Origin of the sequence: Streptomyces sp. NPDC000229, from assembly GCF_040300825.1 — a bacterium.
Taxonomy (GTDB): domain Bacteria; phylum Actinomycetota; class Actinomycetes; order Streptomycetales; family Streptomycetaceae; genus Streptomyces.
Map to the genome: position 1 here is coordinate 18,406 of NZ_JBEPEL010000063.1, position 25,566 is coordinate 43,971.

Genomic DNA, 25,566 nt, shown 5'->3' on the forward strand with positions numbered 1-25,566 from the left:
TCGTCCCCGTGCGCCCCGCCTACCATTCCCGGCATGAAGGAACGCTGGGAAGCACGCACCCAGACGCCGCTCCTGGCGCTCGCCCTGGTTTTCGGTGTCGCGTACGCGGTGCCGATAGTCGCGCCCGACGCCGAGCGTTGGGTGCACTCGCTGTGCACGGTCGTGGAGTGGGTGGTGTGGGGCGCGTTCGCCCTCGACTACACGGTGCGGCTGGTGCTCGCCCCGTCGCGGTGGCACTTCGTCCGCAGCCATCCGCTGGATCTGGTGGCGGTGCTGCTGCCACTGGTCCAGCCACTGCGGCTGCTGCGGCTCGTCTCCACGCTGCTGCTGGTGGGCCGACGGGCACGGATGGCGTCGCAGATCACGCTCACGACGTATGTGGTGGGGTCGGTCGCCGGGCTGCTGATGTTCGGCTCGCTCGCGGTGCTGCACGTGGAGCGCGACGCCCCGGACGGGAACATCAAGACGCTGGGTGACGCGGTGTGGTGGTCGTTCACGACGATGACCACCGTGGGGTACGGGGACCACGCCCCGACCACCGGACTCGGGCGGCTGCTGGCCGTGGGCCTGATGCTGTCCGGTATCGCGCTGCTGGGTGTGGTGACGGCGAACATCGCGGCGTGGTTCATCTCCCGCTTCGAGCGGGACGACGCGGAGGAACGCCGCCAGAGCGCGCTCCTGGAGGCACTGACTCAGGAGGTCCGGGAGCTTCGGGCGGAGGTCGGCCGGCTGGCGGGCAGCGCCCCGGCCCTGCCTGCGCCGCCGGCTGTTCCCACGCAGACCACCACGGAGAGCGCCCCTTAGGGCGCGGCCGACGGGCCCGACAGGCGGGCCCGGTGCGGCACGCAGCGGTCCGGTGCGGCCAGTCACGGGTGGGGCGCCGGGGGCGCGGGAACTGGCCCGGCCCCGGCCCCGGTGGCACGCGAGTGCCTAGAACGTGCCGTTGCCCGGGGTGCCGGTACCGGCCAGCCAGACGAGGGCCAGGACGGTGTCGATCGCCCCGAGAACGAACGCGACCAGCGCCGGGATGTGATCACTCGCCCAGCGTCGGCCCATGCCGAGCCAGCCGCAGACGATCGCCACCGGACCCAGGACGATGCCCAGTACGAAGAATCCGGCGACCGCGCAGACCAGCCCGACGATCCCGAACGTCGCGCGATCCGGCCCGGTCCGCGACCACATCCGGCCGCGTGAGCGGGGGCTCCTGCGCGAACGCGAGGTGTACCCGAAACTGTCCATGGCCCCCGGGTGCCCTGCCTCAGGTCTCCCACACCTTGAAGGCCCGTACCTGATAAGGCGATTGGGGAACCCATGTGCCGCCGCCCGGATAGGTCTCGAACTCGCCGGTCTCGGCGCACTCGGCGGACTGGTACGTGGTGACGGGTCGTCCGGTGCGGTTGGCGAGGGCGGCCGCGGTCGTTCCGGCCGGGAGCGGAACGCACGACTCGATGTCGAGGTCGGTCAGCTCGTGGGTGTGCCGGGCGCCTCTGAACCCCTCCTTGGCCCACAGGCACAACTGCCCGGTGTCACAAGGCCCGAGGCGGGGCGGCGCCGCGGCCACGGGAACGGCGCCCCCGAGCACGGTGGCGGCGAGGGCGCCGGCGAGGAGAGTGGTGGTGGCGCCGGTTAGAACGGTCGTGGAACGCATGAGAACCCCCGTATGTACGGCGTGACGATCACGCACGCCAATCGTGACGCTGTGTGACTGCCCTGGGGAAGGGTTCCTCGGGTGATCCACCCGGACGGGTGACACCGCGCAGCGCCGAGGGCCCCGCAGCGCCAGCTGCGGGGCCCTCTGAACTCCGGTCAGGCGGTGGGGACGGCCAGGCGACGGCCACGCGGAGGTGACAGTCACGCGGAGGCGGCAGTCACGCGGAGGCGGCAGTCAGATGTGGGCGCCGCCCGCGCCCGCTTCCGCGTTCTCGCCGCGCTTGGTGAGCGTGGCCACCAGCGCCGCGACGACCGCCACGACGCCCGCGACGGTGAAGGCCAGGCCCATACCGGAGAGGAACGTCTCGTGGATGACACCGCCGATCTTCGACACCAGGTCCGGCGTCATACCGGGCGCCTTCGCCAGTTCCGCGGGAACCATGCCGAACTCCGCCGCCTGCTCCAGCCGCGGGTCGGCCGGGACCGGGATCCCGGCGTCCTGCCAGTTGGCCGCGAAATCGGAGCTCACCTTGGAGGACATGACCGCGCCCAGCACCGCCGTACCGAGAGCGCCGCCGACCTGCATCGCGGCCTGCTGGAGGCCACCGGCCACGCCGGAGAGCTCCAACGGCGCGTTGCCGACGATGACCTCCGTGGCGCCCACCATGACGGGCGCGAGGCCCAGGCCCAGCAGGGCGAACCAGAGGGACATCGCGAGCGTGCCGGTTCCCTCGGTGAGGCTGATCATGCCGAACATGGCGATCGCCGTGCAGACCATGCCGCCCACCAGCGGGACGCGCGGCCCGAACCTGGTGATGAGCGCGCCCGCCAGCGGCGAGGAGACGATCATCATGGCCGTCAGCGGCAGCAGGTGAAGGCCGCTGTCGACCGGGCTGAGGCCCTTGACGCCCTGAAGATAGAAGGTGACGAAGAAGAGGCCGCCCATGAAGGCGAAGGCCATGAGCACCATCAGGACGGTGCCGGCCGACAGCGGTACGGAGCGGAACATGCCGAGCGGGATGAGCGGTTCCCGGACCTTCGTCTCCCAGATCGCGAACACCGCGAACAGGACCAGCGCGCCGCCCAGGAAGCCCCATGTGTTGACGCTGCCCCAGCCCCAGCTCTCGCCGGCCTTGATGATGCCCCAGATCAGGGACCCCATCGCGGCGGACAGCAGCACGATGCCGAGCACGTCGAACGAGCGCGGCGCGTTCTGCGCGCGGTGGTCCTTGAGGATCACGAGGCCCATGACGAGCGCGAGGACACCGACCGGCACGTTGATGAAGAACACCGACTGCCAGCTGACGTGCTCCACGAGTACGCCGCCGAGGATGGGCCCGCCGGCCGTGGACGCGCCGATGACCATGCCCCAGATGCCGATCGCCATGTTCAGCTTCTCGGCGGGGAAGGTGGCGCGCAGCAGGCCGAGTGCGGCCGGCATGAGCAGCGCGCCGAACAGGCCCTGGAGCACTCGGAAGGCGATCACCAGGGTGATCGAGTCGGACATGCCGATCGCGGCGGACGCGGCGGCGAAGCCGGCGATGCCGATGAGGAACGTCTGGCGGTGGCCGAAGCGGTCACCGAGCTTGCCGGCGGTGATCAGCGCGACGGCCAGGGCGAGCAGGTAGCCGTTGGTGATCCACTGGACGTCGGCCAGTGACGCGCCGAGGTCCCGCTGGATCGCGGGGTTGGCGATCGCGACGATCGTGCCGTCGAGCGCGACCATCATCACGCCGACCGCCACGGCGAACAGCGTCAGCCAGGGGTGGCCGCGCAGACCCTTGGCCGGTGCCGACACGGGATCCTGGCCCTGTGGCGACTTTTCGATGGTGGTCTGACTAGTCATACCGCGAGGCTAATGTCAGCCACTGACAATTGACAAAGCATTTCATACGCCGGTCACTGTCGCGTCGCTCACAGGTAGCCTGAGCAGCCGGAAATGGCAGAAAGAGGACCATGAAGTGACGGCAGAGCAGCCGACCACCCCCGGGACACCGGCGCCCTCCGGGCTGCGCGAGCGGAAGAAGCAGCGCACCCGCGACGCCCTGCTGCGCGCCGCACTGGAGCTCTTCACCACCCAGGGGTACGAGCGGACGACGGTCGACGAGATCGTCGACGCCGTCGACGTGTCGCAGCGCACCTTCTTCCGCTACTTCACCAGCAAGGAAGAGGTCGCGTTCGCCGTCCAGCAGATGGTCGAGCGGCATTTCGTCACCGCCCTGCGCGCCCGCCCCGCCCACGAGGCGCCGCTGGAGGCACTGCGCAACGCCGTCCTCTCGGCCTGGGACACCATCGGCGAGGCGATCATGGAGGTCGTCCCGATCGAGCTGTACCTCCGCACCTTCCAGGTGATCGAGTCGACGCCCGCTCTCCTCGCCGTACACCTGAGGCGCTCCATCGAGATGGAGGAGAACATCGCGCGGCTGATCGCCGACCGCGAGGGTCTGGACGTGGACGCCGATCCGCGCCCGCGCGTGGCCGTCGCCGCGTTCAGCGGCGTCATGCGGATCACCGGCCAGCTGTGGGGCCGCGGGGAGGACCCGTCCCTCGAGGCGATCCGCGCGCTCACCGAGGCCTACCTGGACCATTTGGGCCCGGCGCTCGCCACCCACTGGCGCGACGCCCCGAGCCGGGAAGGCGCGCCCGCCCGAAAGCGACCCCATGGTGAGTGACCCCATGGCGGGCGCAGCATGCCAACGGCCCTCGGGAGCACGCCGTTGTGCGGCGCCCGGCGCGTACGGGGAGTAATCGCGCTACCCCGATCAGCCACTCTTACGCGTGAGGTACATCACCCTCGTCGCGAGGCCCCTCGGAGGTCTCCTAGGGTGTCCCGCAGTGACTTCCTTCGACTCCTCCTCCAGGCTCCAGGTGTGGCGCGCCCTCCTCGCCCTCGCCGTGGTCTTCGTCCTCCTCATGACGACCGGCTGGACGGCGATACGTCATCAACCCGGGCCGGGGGAGCCGCGCGAGGCCGCGCTCGCCGCGTGGCGGGACGGCCGGATAGGTACGCGGGACCTTCCCGATCCCACGTCGCCGCCGACCGTACTGGCCGCGTTCTTCCGGTCCCTGACCGAACGTCAGCGTCACCGGCTCGCCGCGGAGCACCCTTTCGTCGTCGGAAACCTCGACGGCGCGCCCGTCACCCTGCGCTACCGCGCCAACCGGCTCGCCCTGCGCGCCGCGCACGACGCCGAGCGCGCGCGGCTGGAGGACAAGCGGCTGTCGCCCGACGGCCACAACGAGGCCGTCCGCCGCACGCACCGGTTCGCCTCCCTGATGCGCAAGGACCGGCAGATCCTGGCCTTCGACCCGTCCGGCAAGGGCCGCGTCGCCGAGGTCTTCGGCGACCTCGACCGGGCGCAGCACGTCTCGGTGGTCGTCCCGGGTGTCGACACCAACCTGCTGACGTTCCAGAAGACCGCCCGCAAGTACACGGCGCCCGTCGGGATGGCCGAATCCCTGTACGCCGCCGAACGCGCCGCCGCGCCTACCGCCCGTACCGCCGTCATCGCCTGGGCCGACTACACGGCGCCCGTCGGCGTCGGCATGGACGCGGCCATCGGGAGGCTCGCCGAGAACGGGGCGGCCCGGTTGGTCTCCCTCACCACCGCGCTGCCCGGCGACTCCCGGGTGGCGCTGTTCTGCCACAGCTACGGCTCGGTGGTGTGCGGCGTCGCCGCCCACCGGCTGCCCGCGCGCGTGGCCGACGTCGCGGTGGCCGGAAGCCCCGGGATGCGGGCCGAGAACGCCGCCGGGCTCGGCACCCGCGCCCGGGTGTGGGCCATGCGCGACGCCGACGACTGGATCGCCGACGTGCCGTACCTGGACGTCGGCGGCCTCGGCCACGGCGCCGATCCCGTGGCCCCGGAGTTCGGGGCGCGGGTGCTGTCGGCGGCGGGCGCGGTCGGGCACGCCGGGTATTTCGAACCGGACACCGAGAGCCTCCGCAACTTCGCCGAGATAGGTGTCGGCTCGTACCGCACCGTCCGCTGCGCGGGCGACCAGGACGCCTGCCGCCGTGGAATCTCCGGCGCGGACGTGCTCTGACGCGCGTAGAGACGCGTGGAGCGCCGCCGAAGCCGTAAGTCTCCGGGGGGCGACGCGCGGGCGCACGCCGCATACGATGAGGCGCATGGGTGATGTGCTGGCCGGAATTCATGCCACCTGGGAGTTCGAACCCGAAGCCGTGCTCATCCGCTTCGAACGGGGGATCCGCGCACCGAAGCTCTACCAGGCGCTGCGCGAGCGACGCATCCCGCACGAAGCGCTGGCATCGGTGACCCTCTCCCCGGGCAGACGCGGCACGGTGGTGCTGCACGCGGTGCCGAGAGCGGGCGCCGATCCGCTGATGGAGGCGGCCGCGGGTCAGCTCAAGGACGCCTGCGACCCCTACCGGCTGGTGCTGCCCGCCGAGCGGGAGACCCTCGCCGAGTACTACGCCGACGAGCTGCGGGCGCAGCTCGGACCGGACGCGACGGAACCGGCCGAACGGTTCCTGGTCGCCGCGCCCGAGGCGCCGCTGCAGTTCAAGGCGTACGACGGCAAGGCGTCCTTCGACGGCGGCCAGGTGGCGTTCCGCTGGTTCTGGACCGGCGCGTCGTCCGCCAAGTGGAAGGCGGGCGACCAGACCTTCTCCGTGCGGGAGCTGAGCGGCGTCGAATGGCGCTCGCCCGACGTCTTCGACGGTTACCTGCGGCTGCTGCGCCGCGGCCACGCGGGCGACACCCAGCCGGCGCAGGCCGACCAGGACCCGGCGGCGGTCGTCTTCGGGCTCGGCTACGGGCCGGTGCACGAATCACTGCCGTTCGCCGCCGCGGTCCTGGCGGCGGTACGTGACGCGGGCGCGGCGCCCGTACCGGTTCCGGCCGCGGTGACGGCCGGCCGGGACCCGGCGGTCATCGCCGAACGGATACGTCACCTGGGCGAGCTGTACCAGGCGGGCCTGGTGACGGACGAGGAGTTCGCCGCGAAGAAGGCCCAGCTGCTCGCGGAACTGTAGGACGCGGAACGCCGAGCCGCGTGGCGGCCCGCCAGGCGGTAGGGCTCGCCGGCCCGTAGGCCCCGGGGCGCGGGCAGCGCGGGGCGCGGGCAGCGCGGGCGGTCGCGCTCTCCCGGGCCGCGCGCCCAGGGCGGCGCCGGGCCCCGGGGCGCCGCACGGATCCCCGCCGCACGACACCGGGCGGCTCGGCCGGATCCTTGGTGGTGTCATACCGCGGTACGAGACCCGAGCCGACACCCAGGTATGACGCCGGGGTGTCCGGCGGGTGCCTAGGCTGCGGGATCATGCCGACCCTCCCCCCGCTCTCCCGGCTGCGTACCTCGGCGCGCGCGCTGGGGCTCGTCATCGCCACGCCCACCGGGCCGGGTGAGCCGCTGCTCGCGCAGGCGGTGTCGCCGTGGCTGCGCCGGCTTCCGTACGCCGTCGCGTTCGCGTTCGTCGCCTCGCTGCTGCCGGTCACCGTGACCGTGCTCGCCAACGACTACGGCGTGAACGGCGCGATCGCCGGGGCCCTGGCGACCGCGCAGACCGCGCCGCTGCTGCTCGCCGTGGCCCGCCCGCTCCAGGCGTGGTGGATCATCATGACCGCCGATGTGCTGGGCGCGCTGTTCCTGCTGGGCGCGGACGGTGTGGCCGGCCGGCCCTGGCCGTGGACGCCGATGATCGTGGTGGGGTACCTGGCGCTGATGGTGGCCCTGGGGCTGCGCGAGCCGCGCCGGACGCTGCTGGGCGTATGGCTGGTGACGGGCGGGGCGGGTTTCCTCTTCGAGCTGCTCTCGCAGACCCGCAGCGACGGCATCCACCTGCTGCTGTTCATCCTGAGCGGAGCCGTGCTCCTGCTCACCGCGACCCTGCGGGAACGCGGGGACGCGCAGCGGCGGCTGGTCGAGCAGGAGACGATCAGCGAGGCCGAGCGTGCCCGGCGCACGCTGCTGGAGGAACGGGCGCGGATCGCCCGCGAGTTGCACGACGTGGTGGCCCACCACATGTCGGTGATCACGGTGCAGGCGGATTCCGCGCCGTACCGGATCGAGGGGCTGCCGGAGGCGGCGCGCGAGGAGTTCTCGACGATCGCCGCGTCCGCCCGCGAGTCGCTCACCGAGATGCGGCGGCTGCTGGCGGTGCTGCGCAGCGAGGGCACGGAGGGCGAACGGGCGCCGCAGCCGGGCCTGGAGCGGGTGCAGCAGCTGGTGGAGGCGACGGTACGGGCGGGGGTGCCGGCCGAGCTGTCGATGCAGGCCGGACTGGGTCCCGTACCGCCGGCGGTGGACCTGTCCGCGTACCGGATCGTGCAGGAGGCGCTCGCGAACGTGGTGCGGCACGCGCCGGGCGCGCCGACGCGGGTCTCCGTGTCGTCGGACGGCGACCGGCTGACGGTTCTTGTCGTCAACGGGCCCTCCGGCGAGGCGGGTTCGCCGCTGGAGACGTCGGGCACGGGGCACGGGCTCGTCGGCATGCGGGAGCGCGTACGGTTGACCGGCGGCACCCTCGACACCGGGCCGCTGCCGGAGGGCGGTTTCCGGGTCGCCGCCTGCCTGCCCCTCGCCCTCGGCACGAAGGAACCCGCGTGACCATCCGCGTGATCATCGTCGACGACCAGGCCATGGTGCGCGCGGGGTTCGCCGCCCTGCTGTCGGCGCAGCCGGACATCGACGTGGTGGGTGAGGCGCCGGACGGCCGTGCGGGGGTCGCCGTGGCTCGTTCCACGCACCCCGACGTGGTCCTCATGGACGTCCGGATGCCGGAGATGGACGGGCTGGCGGCGGCGCGGGAGATCCTGTCACCGCCTCCCGGGGTCGTCCACCGCCCGAAGGTCCTGATGCTCACCACCTTCGACGTGGACGACTACGTGTACGAGGCGCTTCGCGCCGGCGCGTCCGGGTTCTTGCTGAAGGACGCCCCGCCGGCCGACCTGATCTCCGCGGTACGGGTGGTGGCGGCCGGCGAGGCGCTGCTGGCTCCGTCCGTGACGCGCCGTCTGATCGCCGACTTCGCCGCCTCCCGCCCGGCCCCGCGCCGTGACCGCTCGCTGCGCCTGAACGGTCTGACGCCCCGTGAGACGGAGGTCCTGGAGCTGGTCGCCCGAGGGCTGTCGAACCAGGAGATCGCCGGCCACCTCGTCCTCGCCGAGCAGACGGTGAAGACCCACATCGGCCGGGTCCTGTCGAAGCTGGACCTGCGCGACCGGGCGCAGGCGGTGATCTTCGCGTACGAGTCGGGCCTGGTGACCCCGGGCGACGCGTAGCGCCCGCGTCTCGCCCACCCCCTACTCCGGTATGACCCGGCACTTGGCTCCGCGGGGTGACGTCCGCCCGGAGACCGCGCTCTTACCTTCCTCTCGCCGCACAGGACGAGGGACGAAGAGGGGGGCGTCATGCGCCGCTGGAAGAGCGACGGACCGAGCCACGAGGAGAGCCACGGGGCGAGCGACGGCACGCGGGGCGGGAGCGACGTAAGGAAGAGGAAGAAGGGGACGAAGGGGGAGAAGGGAAAGAAGAGGAAGAGCCGCCGGTACCGGACCCTCGTCGCCCTCGCGCTCACGACCGTCGTCGTCGCCGGAACCGCCGGGTGGGCCTCCGGGAGCGGTCATCGGCCCGTGACCGGCCCACCGCCGGGCAGCGAGGCCTGGCTGGGCGACACCTTCCTCGGGCGCGCCCTGCCCGACCCGGTGAGCGCGGCGCCCCGCGACATCGCCACCTTCTTCCGTACGCTCACCACGGCCCAGCAGCGGAGCCTCGCGCACCGGCACCCCACCGTCGTGGGCAACCTCGACGGCGCCCCGGTCGCCCTCCGCTACGAGGCGAACGCGACCGCCCTGCGCCGTGACGCCCGGTTCGCACACCTCGCCGGGCACGGGCGGCGGATCCTCGCGTTCGACCCACGCGGCCGGGGCCAGGTCGCCGAGGTGTACGGGGACCTGACGCGCAGCCGCCACGTCTCCGTCGTCGTGCCCGGATCGGACATCGACGCCGGGACGTACGACCGTCCCACCGACCCGTACGGCACCCCCGCCGGAATGGCGAAGCAACTGCGGGCCGCCGCACCGGACACCGCCGTCGTCGCCTGGGCCGGCTACACCACCCCCGTCGGGGTGGGCCTCGACGCCGCCACCGGGGATCTCGCCGAGGCCGGTGCCGCGCGGCTGACCCGGTTCACCGACGGGCTCGCCGCCACCGGCGCCCCCGCGCCCGCGGTCTTCTGCCACAGCTACGGCTCCGTCGTCTGCGGCCTGGCCGCGCCCCGCCTGAAGGCCCGGGACCTGGTCGTCCTCGGCTCGCCCGGCATGCGCGCCGACACCGTCGCCGACCTGGACACCGGCGCCCGCGTGTGGGCCGCCAAGGACCCGTCCGACTGGATCTCCAAAGTGCCGAACGTCCAGTTCGCCGGCCTCGGACACGGCACCGACCCGGCCTCCCCCGAGTTCGGCGCCCGAGCGGTGCCCGCCGCCGACGCCCAGGGCCACACCGGCTACTTCGCGCCGGGCACCGAGTCGCTCCGTACCTTCGCCGCCATCGCCCAGGGAGACGCCCGATGAAGGCCCTCGCCCAGAAGATCGAAGCCCGGACGCCCGCCCACCGCGACCGCGCCATCGACGGGCTGCGCGCCCTCGCGCTGCTCGCCGTCCCCACCGGCCACTGGCTCCTCGGCGGTTTCACGCTCGACGGCGACGGGGCGATCCACAACGCCAGCCCGCTCACCGCCTTCGGGTTCTTCGCACCCGTCAGCTGGGTGCTGCAGATGCTGGGGATCTTCTTCCTGGTCGGCGGGTACGCGTCCGTCCTGTCGTACAACAAGCGCGACGGCTCCACGGGCGCGTGGCTCAGGGGGCGGATCGCCCGGCTGGGCCGTCCCGTCCTCGGTGTCACCGCCGTCTGGGCCGTCCTGATCCCGGTCCTGTACGCCCTGGGCGTCCCGGACGACACCCTGCGCACCGGATCGACGCTCGTCGTCCAGCCGCTGTGGTTCGTCGGGGTCTACACGGTCGTCACCGCCCTCATCCCGTGCTGCGTACGCGCCGCCCGCCGGCTCGGCGCCTGGTCGGCCGCCCCGCTCCTGGTGTCGGTCGCCGTGGTCGACTTCCTGCGGTACGGCCCGTACGCCGAGGCCGTACCGTCCTGGCTGAGCATGCTGAACATCCTTCCCGGCTGGCTCTTCGCGTACCAACTGGGCGTCTCCTGGGGCGAGAAGCGCATCCGCTCCAGGCAGGCGTGGACCCTGCTCCTCGGCGGCGCGGCCCTCTTCGCGGCCCTCCTGTTCACCTTCCACTACCCCACCTCGATGGTCGGCGTCCCCGGGGAGGCGCGGACCAATTCCCACCCGCCGTCGCTGCTCGTCCTCGCGCTCGCCGCCGCGCAGAGCGGCGCGGCGATCCTGCTGCGCGACCGGCTGGGCAGGCTGCTGCGGCGCCCCGCGCTGTGGGCGCCGGTCGTCGTCATCAACCTGTCGGCGATGACGATCCTGTGCTGGCACCAGACGGCGATGCTGGCCGCGGCCGTTCCCGCGTCGCTCCTCGGCCGGGTGCCGGGACTGACGACCGCGCCCGACACCCTCGGCTGGGTCCTGGCGCGACTGGGGTGGATGCCGCTGTTCGCCGTGCTGCTGCTGCTGATCGGGCGGTACGCGCGCGGCTTCGAGACCCCGTGGGCGCACGCGTCCGCCGCCCGCCGCTCGGCAGCGGGGCTGCTGGCGGCGGGCTTCGCGGTGTATGCGCTCGGCTGAGGGGTCAGCCCTCCCGGCCGGCCGAGGTGAACGACATGTCCGGGTACCGGTCGCCGGCCACCTGGGCGGCGATCGGCTCCAGCTCCGCCAGCTCGTCGGCGGTGAACCTGATGCGGGTAGCCTCCGCGTTCTCCAGCAGGCGGGCGCGCTTGCGGGTGCCGGGGATGGGCACGACGGTCAGGCCGTGCACCTCCGCCCGCTGCTGGACCCAGGCGAGCGCGATCTGCGCGGGCGTCGCCCCGTGCGCCTCCGCGATCTCACGGACGGGCTTCAGCAGATCGGCGTTCCGCCGGGCGTTCTCACCGGAGAAGCGCGGCTGGTTCTTCCGGAAGTCGTTCCTCGCCAGGTCCTTCGTCGCGTCGGCGAACGCCCCGGTGAGGAATCCGCGCCCGAGCGGGGAGTACGGCACGAACGCCACGCCCAGCTCGGCCGCCGCGCCCACCGCGCTGCGCTCGACGTCCCGGGAGAACAGCGACCACTCCGACTGGAGGGCCGCGATCGGATACACGGCGTGCGCCTCGCGCAGCTCGGGGCCGGTCACCTCGCTCAGCCCCAGGTGCTTGACCTTGCCCTCCTCGACCAGCTCCGCCATCGCGCCGACGGACTCGGCGAGCGGCACGGCCGGGTCGCGGCGGTGCATGTAGTAGAGGTCGATGACATCGACGCCGAGGCGGCGGAGGCTGCCCTCGACGGCGGACCTGATGTACGCGGGGTCGTTGCGGATGCCCCGGTAGTGCGGGTCGTCGGTGCGCTCGATGGCGAACTTCGTCGCCAGGGTGATCTCGTCACGGTGCCGGGCGACGAACGGCGCGAGGAACTCCTCGTTGGCGCCGCGCCCGTAGATGTCGGCGGTGTCGATCAGCGTGACGCCCGCCTCCAGCGCGGCGTCCAGGGTGTCGCGGGCGGCGGCCTCGTCGGTGTCGCCGTAGAACTCGCTGATGCCCATGGCGCCGAAGCCCTGGACTCCGACCTCCGGCCCGTCCGTGCCGAGGCGTACCGTCGCGATCTTCTCGATGCTGCTCATGTGGTCCTCTCCGGGGCCCGCCGGGCACCCGCATAGAAGTCGATCTTGTAGTCGAGTACGGCGAGCGTGTCCTGGAGCTCCGCGATCCGGGCCCGTACGTCCCGCCGCGTGGACTCCAGCAGCTCCTGCCGCTCCTCGAAGGTGTGCTCGCCCTCACGCACCAGCTCCGCGTAGCGCACCATGTCCGCCACGGGCATCCCGGTCAGCCGCAGCTTGCCGACGAAGACGAGCCAGTCCAGGTCCCGGTTGGTGAAGCGGCGCTGGCCGGTGTGGGACCGGTCGATGTGCGGCATCAGCCCGATCCGCTCGTACCAGCGCAGTGTGTGTGCGGTGAGCCCGGTCCAGGCCGACACCTCGCTGATCGTGTAGCGGTCCTGCCCGTCGGGGCGCGGGTGCGGAGGCGGCGCGGAAATACAGATCTCGGGGCGCTCGGTCCGTACGGGAGTGCTCTCGATCACCGTCATGGCCTCCACGCTAGGACCTTGGAGTGCACTCCAAGCAAGCCCGGACCCGGAGGGATTCCGGCCGGTCCCGGCGATACGCTCGTACGCATGCGAAGCGTGGCGATGATCGAGAACTGGCCGGTGGAGACGGCGGCGACGGCCGTGGTGCGGGCGGACGGCACCGTCGTGGGGGCGCACGGCCCCACGGGCCGGCAGTTCCCGCTGGCGTCGGTGACCAAGCCGCTCGCCGCGTACGCCGTGCTCGTGGCGTACGAGGAGGGGGCGGTCGAGCTCGACGAGCCGGCCGGGCCCGAGGGGTCCACGGTGCGGCACCTGCTGGCCCACACCTCGGGGCTGGCCTTCGACGAGCACCGGGTCATGGCGGCACCGGGCACGCGCCGGATCTACTCCAACACCGGGTTCGAGGTGCTGGGCGACCACATCGCGAAGGTCACCGGCATCCCGTTCGCGGAGTACCTGCGCCAGGCGGTGCTGGAGCCGCTGGGCATGAAGGACACGTTGCTGGACGGTTCGCCCGCGAAGGACGCCGTCTCGACGGTGGACGACCTGGTGCGGTTCGCCGCCGAGGTGCAGGCGCCGCGGCTGCTGGACCCGCGCACGGTGCTGGAGGCCATGTCGGTCGTCCACCCGGGGCTGACCGGCATCCTGCCCGGTTACGGGCACCAGCGGCCGAACGACTGGGGGCTCGGCTTCGAGATCCGTGACGGCAAGGCCCCGCACTGGACGGGCAGCTCCTCGTCCCCCCGCACGTTCGGCCACTTCGGCCAGTCGGGCACCTTCCTGTGGATCGACCCGGACGCCCGGGCGGCCTGCGTCGCCCTGACCGACCGGCCCTTCGGGCCGTGGGCGATCGAGGCGTGGCCGCCGTTCACGGACGCGGTACTGGCGGAGCTCCGCGCGGCGCACTGACCGCCGACGCGACCACCCTTCCGTGACTCCAGGAATCTCTTCCGGCGAAGGTAGATTTCCGTTGGCGTGGCACGTAGGGTTTCTGCCGTACACGTTGGCCGCGGACCTTCGTCCAGAGCGAAGGCCCGTCCCGGAGAGACAAGGAGACGACACCGTCCAGGATCGCCCGGGCACGCACGGCGCCCGGGTACCGCAGACCCCGAACGGCAGGTGGTCCACGGTCGCGTATTCAGGATCCCGCATCCCCGCCCTCCCGGGCGCCGTTGCGGAATACAGAGAGCCGGTCCCACGAGCGGACCGCCAGATGGTGTTGTAACCCCTCGGGGCCCGGGTGTGGAGTACACCCGGGCCCCTCGACGCGTCCCCGAAACGAAGGTGCTATGCCCTCTGAGAAGCCCACCGTCGTCGACAGCCTCGACGACGACGACTACCCCGCCTACACCATGGGGCGGGCCGCCGCCCTGCTGGGCACCACGCCCGCGTTCCTCCGCGCCATCGGCGAGGCCCGGCTCATCACCCCGCTGCGCTCGGAGGGCGGGCACCGCCGTTACTCGCGCTACCAGCTGCGCCTCGCCGCCCGTGCTCGTGAGCTCGTCGACCAGGGCACCCCGGTCGAGGCCGCCTGCCGCATCGTCATCCTCGAGGACCAGCTCGAGGAGGCCCTGCGCCTCAACGAGGAGATGCGCCGCCGCGCCGGTACCGCCGCCACGGACGAGGGCTCCTGAGCAGAGCGACCGGGATCGAATATCTCTTGTCGCCGTTGCAGAAATACAGAAAATGAGCGGTCAGATTTTTCCGCCCCGCCGAGCCGGGCAGAAAAACGCATCGCACCTGCCCGCTGATCCCGTGCTACGGTGTTGTCAGTTGCAGTTGTGGTTCCCAGAGACTTTCAACAGTTCATTTCCGGTGTTTTCCGGAGGGGAAATCATCCCAGCGACTCCGGGTTCGCAAGGTGCGGACTCCGGGCACTGCCCCAAAGGGAGATTCAATATGGCATCTGGCACCGTGAAGTGGTTCAACGCGGAAAAGGGCTTCGGCTTCATCGAGCAGGACGGCGGCGGCGCTGACGTGTTCGCCCACTACTCGAACATCGCCTCCTCCGGCTTCCGCGAGCTTCAGGAAGGCCAGAAGGTGAACTTCGACGTCACGCAGGGCCAGAAGGGCCCGCAGGCCGAGAACATCGTTCCCGCCTGACGCTGACGCGTAACGACGCAGCCGGGGCCCGCACCATGGGTGCGGGCCCCGGCTCGTCACTTTTTCCGCCCGTCGGAGAGACGACGGGCCAAGACGAACCGGCCGCACCTGGCGGCCCGGATTTTTTTTCGTCTTTTTCTCGGACCGTTCTTGCGAATCCTCATGCGGCCGTCCGGCTGCCGGGAGGAATTCCTCGATACGTTCCGCATCGAGGAAGGTTCCGCATGAACCGCACTGCTCGCACGAACGACAGCTCCTACCGCTCCCGCCGAGGCGCCGCGGTCCGGTCGCCCGGCAACCGCCGAGCCGGCGGTGGCGGCCACGCACGCCGTCCCGCCCCGCTGCACGGCGAATTCGCCCTGCCGGTCGGCGGCACCGCGCCGCTGCCCCCCGTCGAGACCTTCACCGAGCTCGGCCTGCCTCCGCGGCTGCTGGCCGCGCTCCACTCCGAAGGCATGACCGTGCCGTTCCCCATCCAGGGAGCGACCCTGCCGAACTCGCTGGCCGGCCGGGACGTGCTGGGCCGCGGGCGCACGGGCTCCGGCAAGACCCTCGCCTTCGGCCTCGCGATGCTGGCCCGCACCGCCGGGAAGCGGGCCGAGCCGCGCCAGCCGCTCGCCCTGGTCCTCGTACCCACCCGGGAACTGGCCCAGCAGGTCACCGACGCGCTCACCCCCTACGCCCGGTCGCTGCACCTGCGGATGGCCACGGTGGTCGGCGGAATGTCGATCGGCCGCCAGGCCGGCGCCCTGCGCGGCGGGAGCGAGGTCGTCGTGGCGACACCCGGCCGGCTCAAGGACCTCGTCGACCGGGGTGACTGCCGGCTGGACCAGGTCGCCATCACGGTCCTGGACGAAGCGGACCAGATGACCGACATGGGCTTCATGCCGCAGGTGACCCACCTGCTCGACCAGGTGCGGCCCGGCGGACAGCGCATGCTCTTCTCCGCCACCCTCGACCGGAACGTGGACACCCTGGTCCGCCGGTACCTGACCGATCCGGTCGTCCACTCCGTCGACCCCTCCGCGGGGGCGGTCACCACGATGGAGCACCACGTGCTCCACGTGCACGGCGCCGACAAGCACGCCACCACCACGGAGATCGCCGCCCGCGACGGGCGGGTGATCATGTTCCTGGACACCAAGCACGCGGTGGACCGGCTCACCAAGGACCTCCTGGCCGTCGGCGTTCGCGCCTCCGCCCTGCACGGCGGCAAGTCCCAGCCCCAGCGCACCCGCACCCTCGACCGGTTCAAGAGCGGGCACGTCACGGTCCTGGTGGCGACCAACGTCGCCGCCCGTGGCATCCACGTCGACGACCTCGACCTCGTCGTCAACGTCGACCCGCCCACCGACCACAAGGACTACCTGCACCGCGGCGGCCGCACCGCCCGCGCCGGCGAGTCCGGCACCGTCGTCACCCTGGTGCTCCCCGCCCAGCGCCGCGGCATGGAGCGCCTCATGGCCGACGCCGGCATCACCGCCCGGGTGACCCGGGTCCGCTCCGGCGAGGCCGAACTGAACCGCATCACCGGCGCTCAGGCACCCTCGGGCGTACCCGTCACCATCACCGCTCCCGCCACCGAGCGGCCCAGGGGCTCCGGCGCCTCCACGCGCGGCCGGCGCCGCCGCCCCTCCCGCTGGGGTGGCCGCACCGCCCCCTCCGGCACCGCCGCGTAGTCGCCGTTCCGCTCGTCGCGCATGCCAGGTCGAACCGTCGGCGGCCGAACGGTCGACGGCCCACGGCCGAACGGTCGACGGTCGAAGGGTCGGCGGCCGAACGGTCGACGGTCGAACAACCGAAGAGGAGCAGCATTGACGCCGGTTCAGACACGGCTCCGAGAAGCACGCGGCACGGGACTGACCGCCCGTGACGCCATGAACGCGCCCGGACCGCAGGTCGACGACCACATGACGGTCGACGTGGCCCTGTCCGTACTCATCAGCGCCCGCGTCGATCACCTTCTCCTCCAGGACGAGGCGGGCCGCTGCTCGGGCCTGGTGACCCGGGCGCAGCTCGCCGCCCACCGGGGCGGCTCCTGGTACAGCGACCGCACCCGGCTGCGTGACATCCCGCTCGACCGAGGTCCGTTCACCTGCTCCGCCGCGCATCTGAACGACGCGGAGGCGGCCATGCGGGTGCGGACCCTGGACGTCTCGCCCGTGGTCGACGAGCACGGCTACACCCTGGGCGTCCTGGCCCTCACTTCCTGACCGTCCCTTCCACCGCTGCCGAGGCCCCATGCGCTGCGTCATCGCCCACTTCCCCTTCGACCTGTTCAAGAGCGACGTGCAGGCGGCGATGAAGGGCGTCCGCCCCGAACCCGTCTCGGGTCCCTCCGTGACCATCGGACGCCGGACCTACCCCGTCAAGCAGGTCGGGGAATTGATCACCAAGCAGGACCGCCGCGACTTCACCTCGCACGAGGTGACCAGGGCGCTTTCCCGGCTCGGCTTCACCTGCCACGATCCCGCGGCCACGCCCGTGGCCGTCCTCACCCCGATGCAGACGGCGGCGGCAATGCTGGGCGGCGGGGCGCGGTGACGACCTCCTCGGTCCACAGGAGCGCCCCGGGTTCTAGAATCAACGCCCATGTCGAACCCTGATGAACTGCTCGTTGACATCGCCGCCACGGTGGAGTCGGAGCAAACCACTCAGATGTCCCTCACCGTCGTGGTCCACGGGGCCGTCATCACGGGCCGGCTGGCGCCCGAGACGGTGTGGCGGCAGCGGGTGGCCGAGGTCCTGAGGGACTCGGATCGGCTCGGTCCGTTCGCCGGTACCTTCGCGCCGCCCGGCGGCGCCGGTTCCCGGCCGGACGGGGCGCCGACCCATCTGCACTTCCACGTCGCCAGGATCCTTCAGGGACCGGTGGGCATCCCCGAGACGGGCGGGATGTACCGGATCGCCATCAAGGACGTGAGCGCCTGGACGGTGGGAGACTTCAGCTACTCCGACCAGTGACCACCGCGCGGTGCGCCCTCAGCGGCGCACCGCGCGCCGTACCAGCGCTTCCACCTCCGCGAGCCGCAGTGGCCGCGCCAGCAGCGCGAACACCGCCGCGATCACCACCGCGCCGGCCACCGCGGCCACGAACGGCCCGCCCCCGGCCGCCCACCGCGCCACCAGATGGCCGAGACCCGCCGCCGGTACGGCCGCCACCATCAGCCGCACCAGGGCCGCCGGCGCCCCGCCGCCGCGCCCGCCGACCGAGGGCAGCCGCCGCCGCAGCACATACGCGGTGGCCGCCCAGCCGGCCCACAGCGCCACCGAGTACGCCCCGGCCATGCCGGTCACCGCCCACCGCGCCGGCAGCAGCTGGTACGCCGCCACCGACAGGCCCGCGTTCAGCCCGGCGGTCAGCAGGTTCAGCAAGAACGGCGTCCGTGTGTCGCGCAGCGCGTAGAAACCGCGCGTCAGCACGTACTGTCCGGAGAAGGCCACCAGCCCGGGCGCGAACGCCATCAGGATGGCCGCCATGCGCGCGATGTCGTCCGCGTCGGTCCTGCCGTACTGGAAGACGGCGGCCATCAGCGGCCCCGCCAGCGCCAGCAGCGCGCACGCGGCGGGGACGACGGCGGCCGCGCTGCCCCGCAGCGCGTACGAGACGTCCCGCCGCACCCCGCCCGTGTCGCCCTCCGCCGCCGCGCCGCTCATACGCGGCATCAGGGCGGTGACCAGCGAGACGGTGACGATGCCGTGCGGGACCATCCACAGCAGGTAGGCGTTGGTGTACGCGGCGAACCCGGCACCTCCGTCACCCGCCCGTGTGCCCGCCGCCGTGGCGAGCCGGGTGGTGACCCAGTACGCGCCCTGATTGGTGAGCACCAGAAGCACCAGCCAGCCCGCTGACCTCAGCGGCGCGGTCAGTCCGCTGCCGCGCCAGTCGAAACGGGGCCGGAAGCGGAACCGGGCGGCGCGCAGGGAAGGCAGCAGGGCGAGCGCCTGGACGACGATCCCGGCGGTGGTGCCCCAGCCGAGCAGCGCGGTCTCCCGGGGGCTGAGCGCGCCGCCATCACTCACGCCCAGGTACAGCCCGAACACGGCGATGACGACGACGTTGTTGAGGACAGGCGTCCACATCATCGCGCCGAACCGGCCGCGTGCGTTGAGTACTTGGCCCAGCAGCGTGAACAGCCCGAGGAAGAAGATCTGCGGCAGGCAGTAGCGGGCGAAGGCGACCGTCATCGTGGCCTGCGGGCCGGTGTAGTCGGTGTACGCGTCGATGATGGCGGGCGCGGCGAGTACCGCGCCGGCGGTGAGGACCAGAAGCCCGATCAGGCAGGCCGTCAGCAGCCGGTCGGTGTAGGCCCTGCCCGCGTCCGCGTGCTCCTTGGCGGCCTTGACCAGCTCCGGTACGAAGACGGCGTTGAGGGCGCCGCCGAGGAGCAGCATGTAGACGATGTTGGGGATGGTGTTGCCGACCGTGTAGCCGTCGGCGATCAGGCCGGTGCCGAGCGCCGCGGCGACGATGGCGGACCGGACGAACCCGGTGGCGCGGGAGAGCAGCGAGCCGGCTGCCATCACGACGCCGCTGCGGGCCAGGGAGGGCGAGGACGGCGAGGATGCCGAGGGCGGCGGCGCCGTGGTCGGCGAATCGACGGACGCGGCGCTCATCGGCGGGCCGGGCCGGCGGTGGGGGCGCGGTGGGCGTCGTGCGGCGCACGGTTCGGCAGGCGGCCGGACTCGCTCGGCGCGTGGTGCGGCGCACGGTTCGGCAGGCGGCCGGACTCGCTCGGCGCGTGGTCGGTGGTGTTGTCGGTCATCGGTGTCCCATCCCCCAGGTGTGGCCCCGGCTCTCACCAGCCGGGAAACGCCATGATCATCCACTCGCCGCGCGCAACGGCGGGGTTCAGCCGCTCATCTCCCACAGCAGCACCTCGGCCTGCCCGGGTGCCACCAGTTCCAGGCCCTCCGCGCCGGTGATCCGGGCCGCGTCCCCCGGGCCGAGCTCGTCGTCGCCGAGCCGCACCGCTCCCCGCACGACGTGGACGTACACGAAGGCGGCGTCCGGGACGGCGATCCGCTCGCCGGGGGCCTCCGGGCGGCGTACGTGGAGCATCGCCCCGGCGGCCGGCAGGGCGTACGGCGTCGCGTCCGCGATACCCCGGACGACGTCGTACGCCGGGTCGCCGCCGGGTTGCTCCGGGGCCAGCCACATCTGCACGAAGACCAGCGGGGCGTCGCCGTCGTTGCGCTCCTCGTGCCGGACACCGGCCGCCGCGCTGAGGTGTTGTACGTCACCGGGGCCGATGCGCGAGGTGTGCCCGGCCGAGTCGCGATGGGTGAGCTCGCCCTCGACGACCCAGGTGACGATCTCGGTATGGCTGTGGGGGTGCTCGTCGAACCCGGAGCCGGGCGCGAGCCGCTCCTCGTTGCAGGCCAGGAGGGCGCCGAAACGGAGGTTGCCGGGGTCGTAGAAGCGCCCGAAGGAGAACGCGTGCAGGGTCTCTATGCCGGCCGTCGCCCCGCCGCCGCGGTAGCGCTCACCGGCCCGCTGGACGGTCCACACCGGCGGTCCCGTCGCGGGCCGCGCGGCGGCCGCCGCGCCGTCTGGATGCCATGAACTCACGGGACCACCGTAGACCCGGCGCCGCACTCCCCCGTCCGGATAAGGCAGTCTTGTCCCGTGCCTGAACCCGCAGCGAACGACACCCACCCCCATGCCGCCACCCTGAAGCGCCTCGAGCAGTCCTCCGGGCGGCTCGCGGCGAACGCCATTGCCCGCATGGACGAGACGCTGCCCTGGTACCGGGCCATGCCCCCGGAGAACCGGTCGTGGATCGGCCTGGTCGCCCAGGCCGGTATCGCCGCGTTCACCGAGTGGTTCCGGCACCCGGAGACCCCACAGGCCATCTCGACCGACGTCTTCGGGACCGCTCCGCGCGAGCTGACCCGGGCGATCACCCTGCGCCAGACCGTGGAGATGGTGCGGACGACGATCGAGGTCATGGAGTCGGCGATCGAGGAGGTCGCCGCCCCGGGCGACGAGTCGGTGCTGCGCGAGGCGCTGCTGGTGTACGCCCGGGAGATCGCCTTCGCGACGGCCCAGGTGTACGCGCAGGCCGCCGAGGCGCGCGGTGCGTGGGACGCCCGCCTGGAGTCCCTGGTGGTGAACGCGGTGCTGTCCGGCGAGGCCGACGAGGGCGCCGTCTCGCGTGCGGCCGCACTCGGCTGGAATTCGCCGGAGCACGTGTGCGTCATCCTGGGCACGGCCCCGGACGGCGACAGCGAGCTGACCGTGGAGGCGATAAGGCGGGCGGCCCGGCACGCCAAGCTCCAGGTGCTCACCGGGGTGCTCGGTGACCGGCTGGTCGTGATCGCGGGCGGCAGCGACAACCCGCTCCAGGTCGCCAAGGCGCTGATCGGCCCGTACGCCGCCGGGCCGGTCGTCGCCGGGCCGATCGTGCCGGACCTGCTGGCGGCCACCCGGTCCGCGCAGGCCGCGGCGGCGGGCCTGAAGGCGTGTTCCGCCTGGCAGGACGCGCCGCGGCCGGTGCTGGCGGACGATCTGCTGCCGGAACGCGCGATGGCCGGCGACCCGTCGGCGCGCGAGCAACTGGTGGAGGAGATCTACAGACCGCTGGAGGAAGCGGGCTCGGCGCTCCTGGAAACCTTGAGCGTGTATCTGGAGCAGGCGAGCAGTCTGGAGGGCGCGGCACGGATGCTCTTCGTGCATCCCAACACCGTGCGCTACCGGCTGCGACGTGTGACCGATGTCACCGGATGGTCACCCTCCGATGTGCGTTCCGCGTTCACGCTGCGGATCGCGCTGATCCTCGGGCGTCTGGTCGATGGAGATCCTCAGTCCTAGACTTTTGTCGAACATCCACAATTAGCCCGACGGTTCTTCGTCCCTGTCCCCACGGGCGGTGGGAGCCGTCCACAAGAGAGAGTGTGAGGGTGCTCGTACTCGTCGCTCCCGGCCAAGGCGCTCAGACGCCCGGCTTCCTGACTCCCTGGCTCGACCTCCCCGGCGCCGCCGACCGCGTCGCCGCATGGTCCGAGGCCATCGGGCTCGACCTCGTCCACTACGGCACCAAGGCCGACGCGGAGGCGATCCGCGACACGTCGGTGGCTCAGCCGCTGTTGGTCGCGGCCGGTCTGCTGTCCGCCGCCGCGCTCGGTGACGTGACTCCGCAGGCCGTCGCCGGCCACAGCGTCGGCGAGATCACGGCGGCCGCGTTCGCCGGCGTCCTCGACGACACGGCCGCGCTCGGCTTCGTACGGACCCGCGGCCTGGCGATGGCCGAGGCCGCCGCCGTGACCGAGACCGGTATGTCCGCGCTGCTGGGCGGTGAGCCGGAGGTCACCGTCCCGCACCTGGAGAAGCTGGGCCTGACCCCGGCGAACGTGAACGGCGCCGGCCAGATCGTCGCCGCCGGCACCATGGAGCAGCTCGCTGCGCTGGAGGCGGACAAGCCCGAGGGCGTACGCCGCGTGGTGGCGCTCAAGGTCGCCGGGGCGTTCCACACGCATCACATGGCGCCCGCGGTCGCGTCGCTCCAGAAGGCCGCCGACGGCCTGACGGTCGCCGACCCCACCGTGACGTACGTCTCGAACAAGGACGGGCAGACCGTCGCCACGGGCGCCGATGTCGTCGCCCGCCTGGTCGGTCAGGTCGCCAACCCCGTCCGCTGGGACCTGTGCATGGAAACGTTCCGGCGGCTCGGCGTGACCGGCCTGGTCGAGGTGTGCCCCGGCGGCACGCTCACCGGCATCGCCAAGCGCGCCCTCCAGGGCGTGAAGACGGTCGCCCTGAAGACGCCGGACGACCTCGACGCGGCCCGTGCGCTCATCGCAGAGCACACGACGCCCGCCGTCTGACAAGGAGCCGTAGAGCATGGCGAAGATCAAGCCCAGCCAGGGCGCCCCGTACGCGCGCATCATGGGTGTCGGCGGGTACCGGCCCACCCGTGTGGTGCCGAACGAGGTGATCCTGGAGACGATCGACTCGTCCGACGAGTGGATCCGCTCGCGCTCCGGCATCGCCACCCGCCACTGGGCCTCCCCCGAGGAGACCGTGACCGCGATGTCGGTCGAGGCGGCCGGCAAGGCCATCGCGGACGCCGGAGTCACGCCCGAGCAGATCGGCGGCGTGATCGTCTCCACCGTCTCGCACTTCAAGCAGACCCCTGCCGTCGCCACCGAGATCGCGGACAAGATCGGCGCCAACAAGCCGGCCGCGTTCGACATCTCGGCGGGCTGCGCGGGCTTCGGCTACGGCCTGACCCTCGCCAAGGGCATGGTGGTGGAAGGATCCGCCGAGTACGTCCTCGTCATCGGCGTGGAGCGGCTCAGCGACCTGACCGACCTGGAGGACCGCGCGACGGCCTTCCTGTTCGGTGACGGCGCGGGCGCCGTCGTCGTCGGCCCCGCCAAGGAGCCAGCGATCGGCCCCACCGTGTGGGGTTCCGAGGGCGACAAGTCCGAGACCATCAAGCAGACCGTCGCGTGGACCGACTACCGCGACGGCACGGTCGACAAGTTCCCCGCCATCACGCAGGAGGGCCAGGCGGTGTTCCGCTGGGCCGTCTTCGAGATGGCGAAGGTCGCCCAGCAGGCCCTGGACGCGGCCGGCATCTCGGCGGCCGACCTGGACGTCTTCATCCCGCACCAGGCGAACATGCGGATCATCGACTCGATGGTGAAGACGCTGAAGCTGCCGGAGCACGTCACGGTCGCCCGTGACGTGGAGACGACCGGCAACACTTCGGCCGCCTCGATTCCGCTCGCGATGGAGCGGCTCCTGGCGACCGGTCAGGCGAAGAGCGGTGACACCGCGCTCGTCATCGGCTTCGGGGCGGGTCTCGTCTACGCCGCGACGGTCGTTACCCTCCCCTAGGCACCGTTCGGGTTTTCTCCGGACGATCAGCCTCAAAACCCTCTGAGAAACACCTCTGAGACACACACCGAAGGAGCGCCACATGGCCGCCACTCAGGAAGAGATCGTCGCCGGTCTCGCCGAAATCGTGAACGAGATCGCCGGCATCCCGGTCGAGGACGTCCAGCTGGACAAGTCCTTCACCGACGACCTGGACGTCGACTCGCTCTCCATGGTCGAGGTCGTCGTCGCCGCCGAAGAGCGCTTCGACGTCAAGATCCCCGACGAGGACGTCAAGAACCTCAAGACGGTCGGCGACGCTGCCGACTACATCCTGAAGCACCAGGGCTGATCGGATCGCCACCCGGTGGTGGCGCCGCATTCCCCGCATACCTCATAGACGTGGAGAAAGAATTCCTGTGAACTCGACCAATCGCACCGTGGTCGTCACCGGTATCGGCGCAACCACACCGCTGGGTGGCGACTCCGCCGCGACCTGGGAAGGTCTGCTGGCGGGACGCTCCGGCGTCACGCCCCTCGAGGGTGACCGCTTCGCCGACATGCCCGTCCGCATCGCGGCCCCCGTGGCCGTCGATCCGGGCGAGGTCCTGCCGCGCCCGCTCGCGCGCAAGCTGGACCGCTCGGCGCAGTTCGCCGTGATCGCGGCCCGTGAGGCATGGGCGGACGCGGGCTTCACCGGCCCGGCGGGCGAGGACTCGGCCATCCAGCCCGAGCGGCTGGGCTCCGTCATCGCCTCCGGCATCGGCGGTGTGACGACCCTGCTCGACCAGTACGACGTGCTGAAGGAGAAGGGCGTACGCCGAGTCTCCCCGCACACCGTGCCGATGCTGATGCCCAACAGCCCCTCGGCCAACGTGGGCCTGGAGGTGAACGCCCGCGCGGGCGTCCACACCCCGGTCTCGGCGTGCGCGTCGGGTGCCGAGGCGATCGGCTACGCCATCGAGATGATCCGCACCGGCCGCGCCGACGTGGTCGTCGCGGGCGGCACCGAGGCGGCGATCCACCCGCTGCCGGTCGCCGCGTTCGCCAACATGATGGCGATGTCCAAGAACAACGACGAGCCGGAGAAGGCCTCGCGCCCGTACGACAAGGGCCGCGACGGCTTCGTCCTCGGTGAGGGCGCCGGTGTCGTCATCCTGGAGTCCGCCGAGCACGCCGCCGCGCGTGGCGCGAAGGTCTACTGCGAGGCGCTCGGCCAGGGCCTGTCGGCCGACAGCCACCACATCGCCCAGCCGGAGCCGACGGGGCGCGGTATCGCCGCCGCCCTGCAGAACCTGCTGGACACCACCGACCTGAAGCCGGCCGAGGTCGTGCACCTCAACGCCCACGCCACGTCCACCCCGCAGGGTGACGTCGCCGAGGTCAAGGCGCTGCGCAAGGTGCTCGGCGAGGAGCTGGACCACGTGGCGATCTCCGCCACCAAGTCGATGACCGGCCACCTGCTGGGCGGCGCGGGCGGTATCGAGACCGTCGCCACGGTGCTGGCCCTCCACCACCGCACGGCCCCGCCGACCATCAACGTCGACGACCTGGACGAGGAGGTCGACGCCGACATCGTCCGCGACACCCCGCGGCCCCTCCCGGAGGGCACGATCGCCGCGATCAACAACTCGTTCGGCTTCGGCGGCCACAACGTGGTGCTGGCGTTCCGCACGGTCTGACCTCGCGGTCGGCAACCGTGGACATGGGTGTGCCCCACCTGTATACGCTGCGCGGCCCCGCCCGGTTCCCCGCCCCGCTCGTCCCCGACGGTCTCAACGGG

At 72.1% G+C, this 25,566-nt stretch carries 28 protein-coding genes; 20 read left to right on the plus strand and 8 right to left on the minus strand.

The window, feature by feature from the left end:
- Window positions 1-33 precede the first annotated feature (33 nt).
- A complete protein-coding gene (locus tag ABT360_RS25775) occupies window positions 34-804 on the plus strand; it encodes a potassium channel family protein (protein WP_351821034.1) in 771 nt (256 codons plus the stop codon).
- A 126-nt stretch (window positions 805-930) separates the two neighbouring features.
- On the opposite strand, the gene ABT360_RS25780 is transcribed toward ABT360_RS25775, so the two are convergent.
- The 3 genes from ABT360_RS25780 to ABT360_RS25790 all read right to left on the minus strand — a co-directional run bounded on the left by ABT360_RS25780 (window position 931) and on the right by ABT360_RS25790 (window position 3,496).
- Complete coding sequence (locus tag ABT360_RS25780) at window positions 931-1,239, minus strand: small hydrophobic protein (protein ID WP_351821037.1); 309 nt, start codon at window positions 1,237-1,239, stop codon at window positions 931-933.
- A gap of 19 nt (window positions 1,240-1,258) precedes the next feature.
- Window positions 1,259-1,648 carry a peptidase inhibitor family I36 protein gene (locus ABT360_RS25785; protein WP_351821040.1) on the minus strand — a complete coding sequence of 130 codons (390 nt, stop codon included), beginning with the start codon at window positions 1,646-1,648 and terminating at the stop codon, window positions 1,259-1,261.
- Between the two features lie 237 nt (window positions 1,649-1,885).
- Window positions 1,886-3,496, minus strand: coding sequence for an MFS transporter (locus tag ABT360_RS25790; RefSeq protein WP_351821043.1), 1,611 nt, complete (start codon window positions 3,494-3,496; stop codon window positions 1,886-1,888).
- 115 nt (window positions 3,497-3,611) lie between these two features.
- On the opposite strand from ABT360_RS25790, the gene ABT360_RS25795 reads away from it, so the two are divergent.
- The 7 genes from ABT360_RS25795 to ABT360_RS25825 all read left to right on the plus strand — a co-directional run bounded on the left by ABT360_RS25795 (window position 3,612) and on the right by ABT360_RS25825 (window position 11,368).
- Complete coding sequence (locus ABT360_RS25795; RefSeq protein WP_351821046.1) at window positions 3,612-4,322, plus strand: TetR/AcrR family transcriptional regulator; 711 nt, start codon at window positions 3,612-3,614, stop codon at window positions 4,320-4,322.
- Between the two features lie 163 nt (window positions 4,323-4,485).
- Complete coding sequence (locus ABT360_RS25800) at window positions 4,486-5,697, plus strand: alpha/beta hydrolase (protein WP_351821049.1); 1,212 nt, start codon at window positions 4,486-4,488, stop codon at window positions 5,695-5,697.
- Window positions 5,698-5,782: 85 nt separating this feature from the next.
- Entirely contained in the window at window positions 5,783-6,649 is an 867-nt protein-coding gene (locus ABT360_RS25805; protein ID WP_351821051.1) for a DUF4429 domain-containing protein, read from the plus strand.
- A 284-nt stretch (window positions 6,650-6,933) separates the two neighbouring features.
- Window positions 6,934-8,220: a sensor histidine kinase gene (locus ABT360_RS25810; protein ID WP_351821054.1), complete on the plus strand. Its 1,287-nt coding sequence runs from the start codon at window positions 6,934-6,936 to the stop codon at window positions 8,218-8,220.
- Complete coding sequence (locus tag ABT360_RS25815) at window positions 8,217-8,894, plus strand: response regulator transcription factor (protein WP_351821056.1); 678 nt, start codon at window positions 8,217-8,219, stop codon at window positions 8,892-8,894. The genes ABT360_RS25810 and ABT360_RS25815 overlap by 4 nt, the downstream gene beginning before the upstream one ends.
- 129 nt (window positions 8,895-9,023) lie before the next feature.
- Window positions 9,024-10,184 carry an alpha/beta hydrolase gene (locus ABT360_RS25820; protein WP_351821059.1) on the plus strand — a complete coding sequence of 387 codons (1,161 nt, stop codon included), beginning with the start codon at window positions 9,024-9,026 and terminating at the stop codon, window positions 10,182-10,184.
- The gene (locus ABT360_RS25825; RefSeq protein ID WP_351821062.1) at window positions 10,181-11,368 is read left to right on the plus strand and encodes an acyltransferase family protein; all 1,188 of its coding nucleotides are present in this window, start codon (window positions 10,181-10,183) and stop codon (window positions 11,366-11,368) included. Before ABT360_RS25820 ends, ABT360_RS25825 begins: the two co-directional genes overlap by 4 nt.
- Before the next feature lie 4 nt (window positions 11,369-11,372).
- On the opposite strand, the gene ABT360_RS25830 is transcribed toward ABT360_RS25825, so the two are convergent.
- Window positions 11,373-12,392, minus strand: a complete 1,020-nt coding sequence (locus ABT360_RS25830; RefSeq protein WP_351821065.1) for an aldo/keto reductase — start codon at window positions 12,390-12,392, stop codon at window positions 11,373-11,375.
- On the minus strand, window positions 12,389-12,856 hold the full coding sequence (locus ABT360_RS25835) for a MerR family transcriptional regulator (RefSeq protein WP_351821067.1): 468 nt from the start codon (window positions 12,854-12,856) through the stop codon (window positions 12,389-12,391). The genes ABT360_RS25830 and ABT360_RS25835 overlap by 4 nt, the downstream gene beginning before the upstream one ends.
- Before the next feature lie 87 nt (window positions 12,857-12,943).
- Between ABT360_RS25835 and ABT360_RS25840 the strand changes: the two genes are divergently transcribed.
- The 7 genes from ABT360_RS25840 to ABT360_RS25870 all read left to right on the plus strand — a co-directional run bounded on the left by ABT360_RS25840 (window position 12,944) and on the right by ABT360_RS25870 (window position 17,923).
- Entirely contained in the window at window positions 12,944-13,765 is an 822-nt protein-coding gene (locus ABT360_RS25840; protein WP_351821069.1) for a serine hydrolase domain-containing protein, read from the plus strand.
- Window positions 13,766-14,145: 380 nt separating this feature from the next.
- The gene (locus tag ABT360_RS25845; RefSeq protein ID WP_351821072.1) at window positions 14,146-14,490 is read left to right on the plus strand and encodes a MerR family transcriptional regulator; all 345 of its coding nucleotides are present in this window, start codon (window positions 14,146-14,148) and stop codon (window positions 14,488-14,490) included.
- Window positions 14,491-14,755: 265 nt separating this feature from the next.
- On the plus strand, window positions 14,756-14,959 hold the full coding sequence (locus ABT360_RS25850) for a cold-shock protein (RefSeq protein WP_064071132.1): 204 nt from the start codon (window positions 14,756-14,758) through the stop codon (window positions 14,957-14,959).
- Between the two features lie 224 nt (window positions 14,960-15,183).
- Entirely contained in the window at window positions 15,184-16,638 is a 1,455-nt protein-coding gene (locus ABT360_RS25855; RefSeq protein ID WP_351821076.1) for a DEAD/DEAH box helicase, read from the plus strand.
- A gap of 198 nt (window positions 16,639-16,836) precedes the next feature.
- A complete protein-coding gene (locus ABT360_RS25860; RefSeq protein ID WP_351821079.1) occupies window positions 16,837-17,172 on the plus strand; it encodes a CBS domain-containing protein in 336 nt (111 codons plus the stop codon).
- A 28-nt stretch (window positions 17,173-17,200) separates the two neighbouring features.
- Window positions 17,201-17,503 (plus strand): SCO5918 family protein, encoded by a 303-nt coding sequence (locus ABT360_RS25865; RefSeq protein WP_351821082.1) that lies wholly within the window; start codon window positions 17,201-17,203, stop codon window positions 17,501-17,503.
- Between the two features lie 48 nt (window positions 17,504-17,551).
- Window positions 17,552-17,923 (plus strand): hypothetical protein, encoded by a 372-nt coding sequence (locus ABT360_RS25870; RefSeq protein WP_351821085.1) that lies wholly within the window; start codon window positions 17,552-17,554, stop codon window positions 17,921-17,923.
- Between the two features lie 18 nt (window positions 17,924-17,941).
- On the opposite strand, the gene murJ is transcribed toward ABT360_RS25870, so the two are convergent.
- The 3 genes from murJ to ABT360_RS25885 form a co-directional block, all read right to left on the minus strand.
- Window positions 17,942-19,576, minus strand: coding sequence for a murein biosynthesis integral membrane protein MurJ (gene murJ, locus ABT360_RS25875; RefSeq protein ID WP_351821087.1), 1,635 nt, complete (start codon window positions 19,574-19,576; stop codon window positions 17,942-17,944).
- Window positions 19,573-19,725, minus strand: coding sequence for a hypothetical protein (locus ABT360_RS25880; protein ID WP_351821090.1), 153 nt, complete (start codon window positions 19,723-19,725; stop codon window positions 19,573-19,575). The genes murJ and ABT360_RS25880 overlap by 4 nt, the downstream gene beginning before the upstream one ends.
- 86 nt (window positions 19,726-19,811) lie before the next feature.
- Window positions 19,812-20,471: a pirin family protein gene (locus ABT360_RS25885; RefSeq protein WP_351821105.1), complete on the minus strand. Its 660-nt coding sequence runs from the start codon at window positions 20,469-20,471 to the stop codon at window positions 19,812-19,814.
- Between the two features lie 117 nt (window positions 20,472-20,588).
- Here ABT360_RS25885 and ABT360_RS25890 point away from each other — a divergent pair, with 117 nt between their 5' ends.
- From ABT360_RS25890 to fabF, 5 genes are all read left to right on the plus strand, one after another.
- Window positions 20,589-21,773, plus strand: a complete 1,185-nt coding sequence (locus tag ABT360_RS25890) for a PucR family transcriptional regulator (RefSeq protein ID WP_351821093.1) — start codon at window positions 20,589-20,591, stop codon at window positions 21,771-21,773.
- A gap of 89 nt (window positions 21,774-21,862) precedes the next feature.
- Entirely contained in the window at window positions 21,863-22,786 is a 924-nt protein-coding gene (locus ABT360_RS25895; protein ID WP_351821096.1) for an ACP S-malonyltransferase, read from the plus strand.
- 16 nt (window positions 22,787-22,802) lie between these two features.
- A complete protein-coding gene (locus ABT360_RS25900) occupies window positions 22,803-23,804 on the plus strand; it encodes a ketoacyl-ACP synthase III (RefSeq protein WP_351821099.1) in 1,002 nt (333 codons plus the stop codon).
- An 82-nt stretch (window positions 23,805-23,886) separates the two neighbouring features.
- Window positions 23,887-24,135 (plus strand): acyl carrier protein, encoded by a 249-nt coding sequence (locus tag ABT360_RS25905; RefSeq protein WP_018486956.1) that lies wholly within the window; start codon window positions 23,887-23,889, stop codon window positions 24,133-24,135.
- 67 nt (window positions 24,136-24,202) lie between these two features.
- Window positions 24,203-25,465, plus strand: a complete 1,263-nt coding sequence (gene fabF, locus ABT360_RS25910; protein WP_351821103.1) for a beta-ketoacyl-ACP synthase II — start codon at window positions 24,203-24,205, stop codon at window positions 25,463-25,465.
- The last annotated feature ends 101 nt before the right edge of the window (window positions 25,466-25,566 follow it).

Bases quoted from the DNA above. Each gene is read 5' to 3' on its own strand.
- ABT360_RS25775 (WP_351821034.1), top strand. From the start codon at position 34: ATGAAGGAACGCTGGGAAGCACGCACCCAGACGCCGCTCCTGGCGCTC.
- ABT360_RS25780 (WP_351821037.1), bottom strand. From the start codon at position 1,239: ATGGACAGTTTCGGGTACACCTCGCGTTCGCGCAGGAGCCCCCGCTCA.
- ABT360_RS25785 (WP_351821040.1), bottom strand. From the start codon at position 1,648: ATGCGTTCCACGACCGTTCTAACCGGCGCCACCACCACTCTCCTCGCC.
- ABT360_RS25790 (WP_351821043.1), bottom strand. From the start codon at position 3,496: ATGACTAGTCAGACCACCATCGAAAAGTCGCCACAGGGCCAGGATCCC.
- ABT360_RS25805 (WP_351821051.1), top strand. From the start codon at position 5,783: ATGGGTGATGTGCTGGCCGGAATTCATGCCACCTGGGAGTTCGAACCC.
- ABT360_RS25810 (WP_351821054.1), top strand. From the start codon at position 6,934: ATGCCGACCCTCCCCCCGCTCTCCCGGCTGCGTACCTCGGCGCGCGCG.
- ABT360_RS25820 (WP_351821059.1), top strand. From the start codon at position 9,024: ATGCGCCGCTGGAAGAGCGACGGACCGAGCCACGAGGAGAGCCACGGG.
- ABT360_RS25825 (WP_351821062.1), top strand. From the start codon at position 10,181: ATGAAGGCCCTCGCCCAGAAGATCGAAGCCCGGACGCCCGCCCACCGC.
- ABT360_RS25830 (WP_351821065.1), bottom strand. From the start codon at position 12,392: ATGAGCAGCATCGAGAAGATCGCGACGGTACGCCTCGGCACGGACGGG.
- ABT360_RS25835 (WP_351821067.1), bottom strand. From the start codon at position 12,856: ATGACGGTGATCGAGAGCACTCCCGTACGGACCGAGCGCCCCGAGATC.
- ABT360_RS25840 (WP_351821069.1), top strand. From the start codon at position 12,944: ATGCGAAGCGTGGCGATGATCGAGAACTGGCCGGTGGAGACGGCGGCG.
- ABT360_RS25845 (WP_351821072.1), top strand. From the start codon at position 14,146: ATGCCCTCTGAGAAGCCCACCGTCGTCGACAGCCTCGACGACGACGAC.
- ABT360_RS25850 (WP_064071132.1), top strand. From the start codon at position 14,756: ATGGCATCTGGCACCGTGAAGTGGTTCAACGCGGAAAAGGGCTTCGGC.
- ABT360_RS25855 (WP_351821076.1), top strand. From the start codon at position 15,184: ATGAACCGCACTGCTCGCACGAACGACAGCTCCTACCGCTCCCGCCGA.
- ABT360_RS25860 (WP_351821079.1), top strand. From the start codon at position 16,837: ATGAACGCGCCCGGACCGCAGGTCGACGACCACATGACGGTCGACGTG.
- ABT360_RS25865 (WP_351821082.1), top strand. From the start codon at position 17,201: ATGCGCTGCGTCATCGCCCACTTCCCCTTCGACCTGTTCAAGAGCGAC.
- ABT360_RS25870 (WP_351821085.1), top strand. From the start codon at position 17,552: ATGTCGAACCCTGATGAACTGCTCGTTGACATCGCCGCCACGGTGGAG.
- murJ (WP_351821087.1), bottom strand. From the start codon at position 19,576: ATGAGCGCCGCGTCCGTCGATTCGCCGACCACGGCGCCGCCGCCCTCG.
- ABT360_RS25880 (WP_351821090.1), bottom strand. From the start codon at position 19,725: ATGACCGACAACACCACCGACCACGCGCCGAGCGAGTCCGGCCGCCTG.
- ABT360_RS25900 (WP_351821099.1), top strand. From the start codon at position 22,803: ATGGCGAAGATCAAGCCCAGCCAGGGCGCCCCGTACGCGCGCATCATG.
- ABT360_RS25905 (WP_018486956.1), top strand. From the start codon at position 23,887: ATGGCCGCCACTCAGGAAGAGATCGTCGCCGGTCTCGCCGAAATCGTG.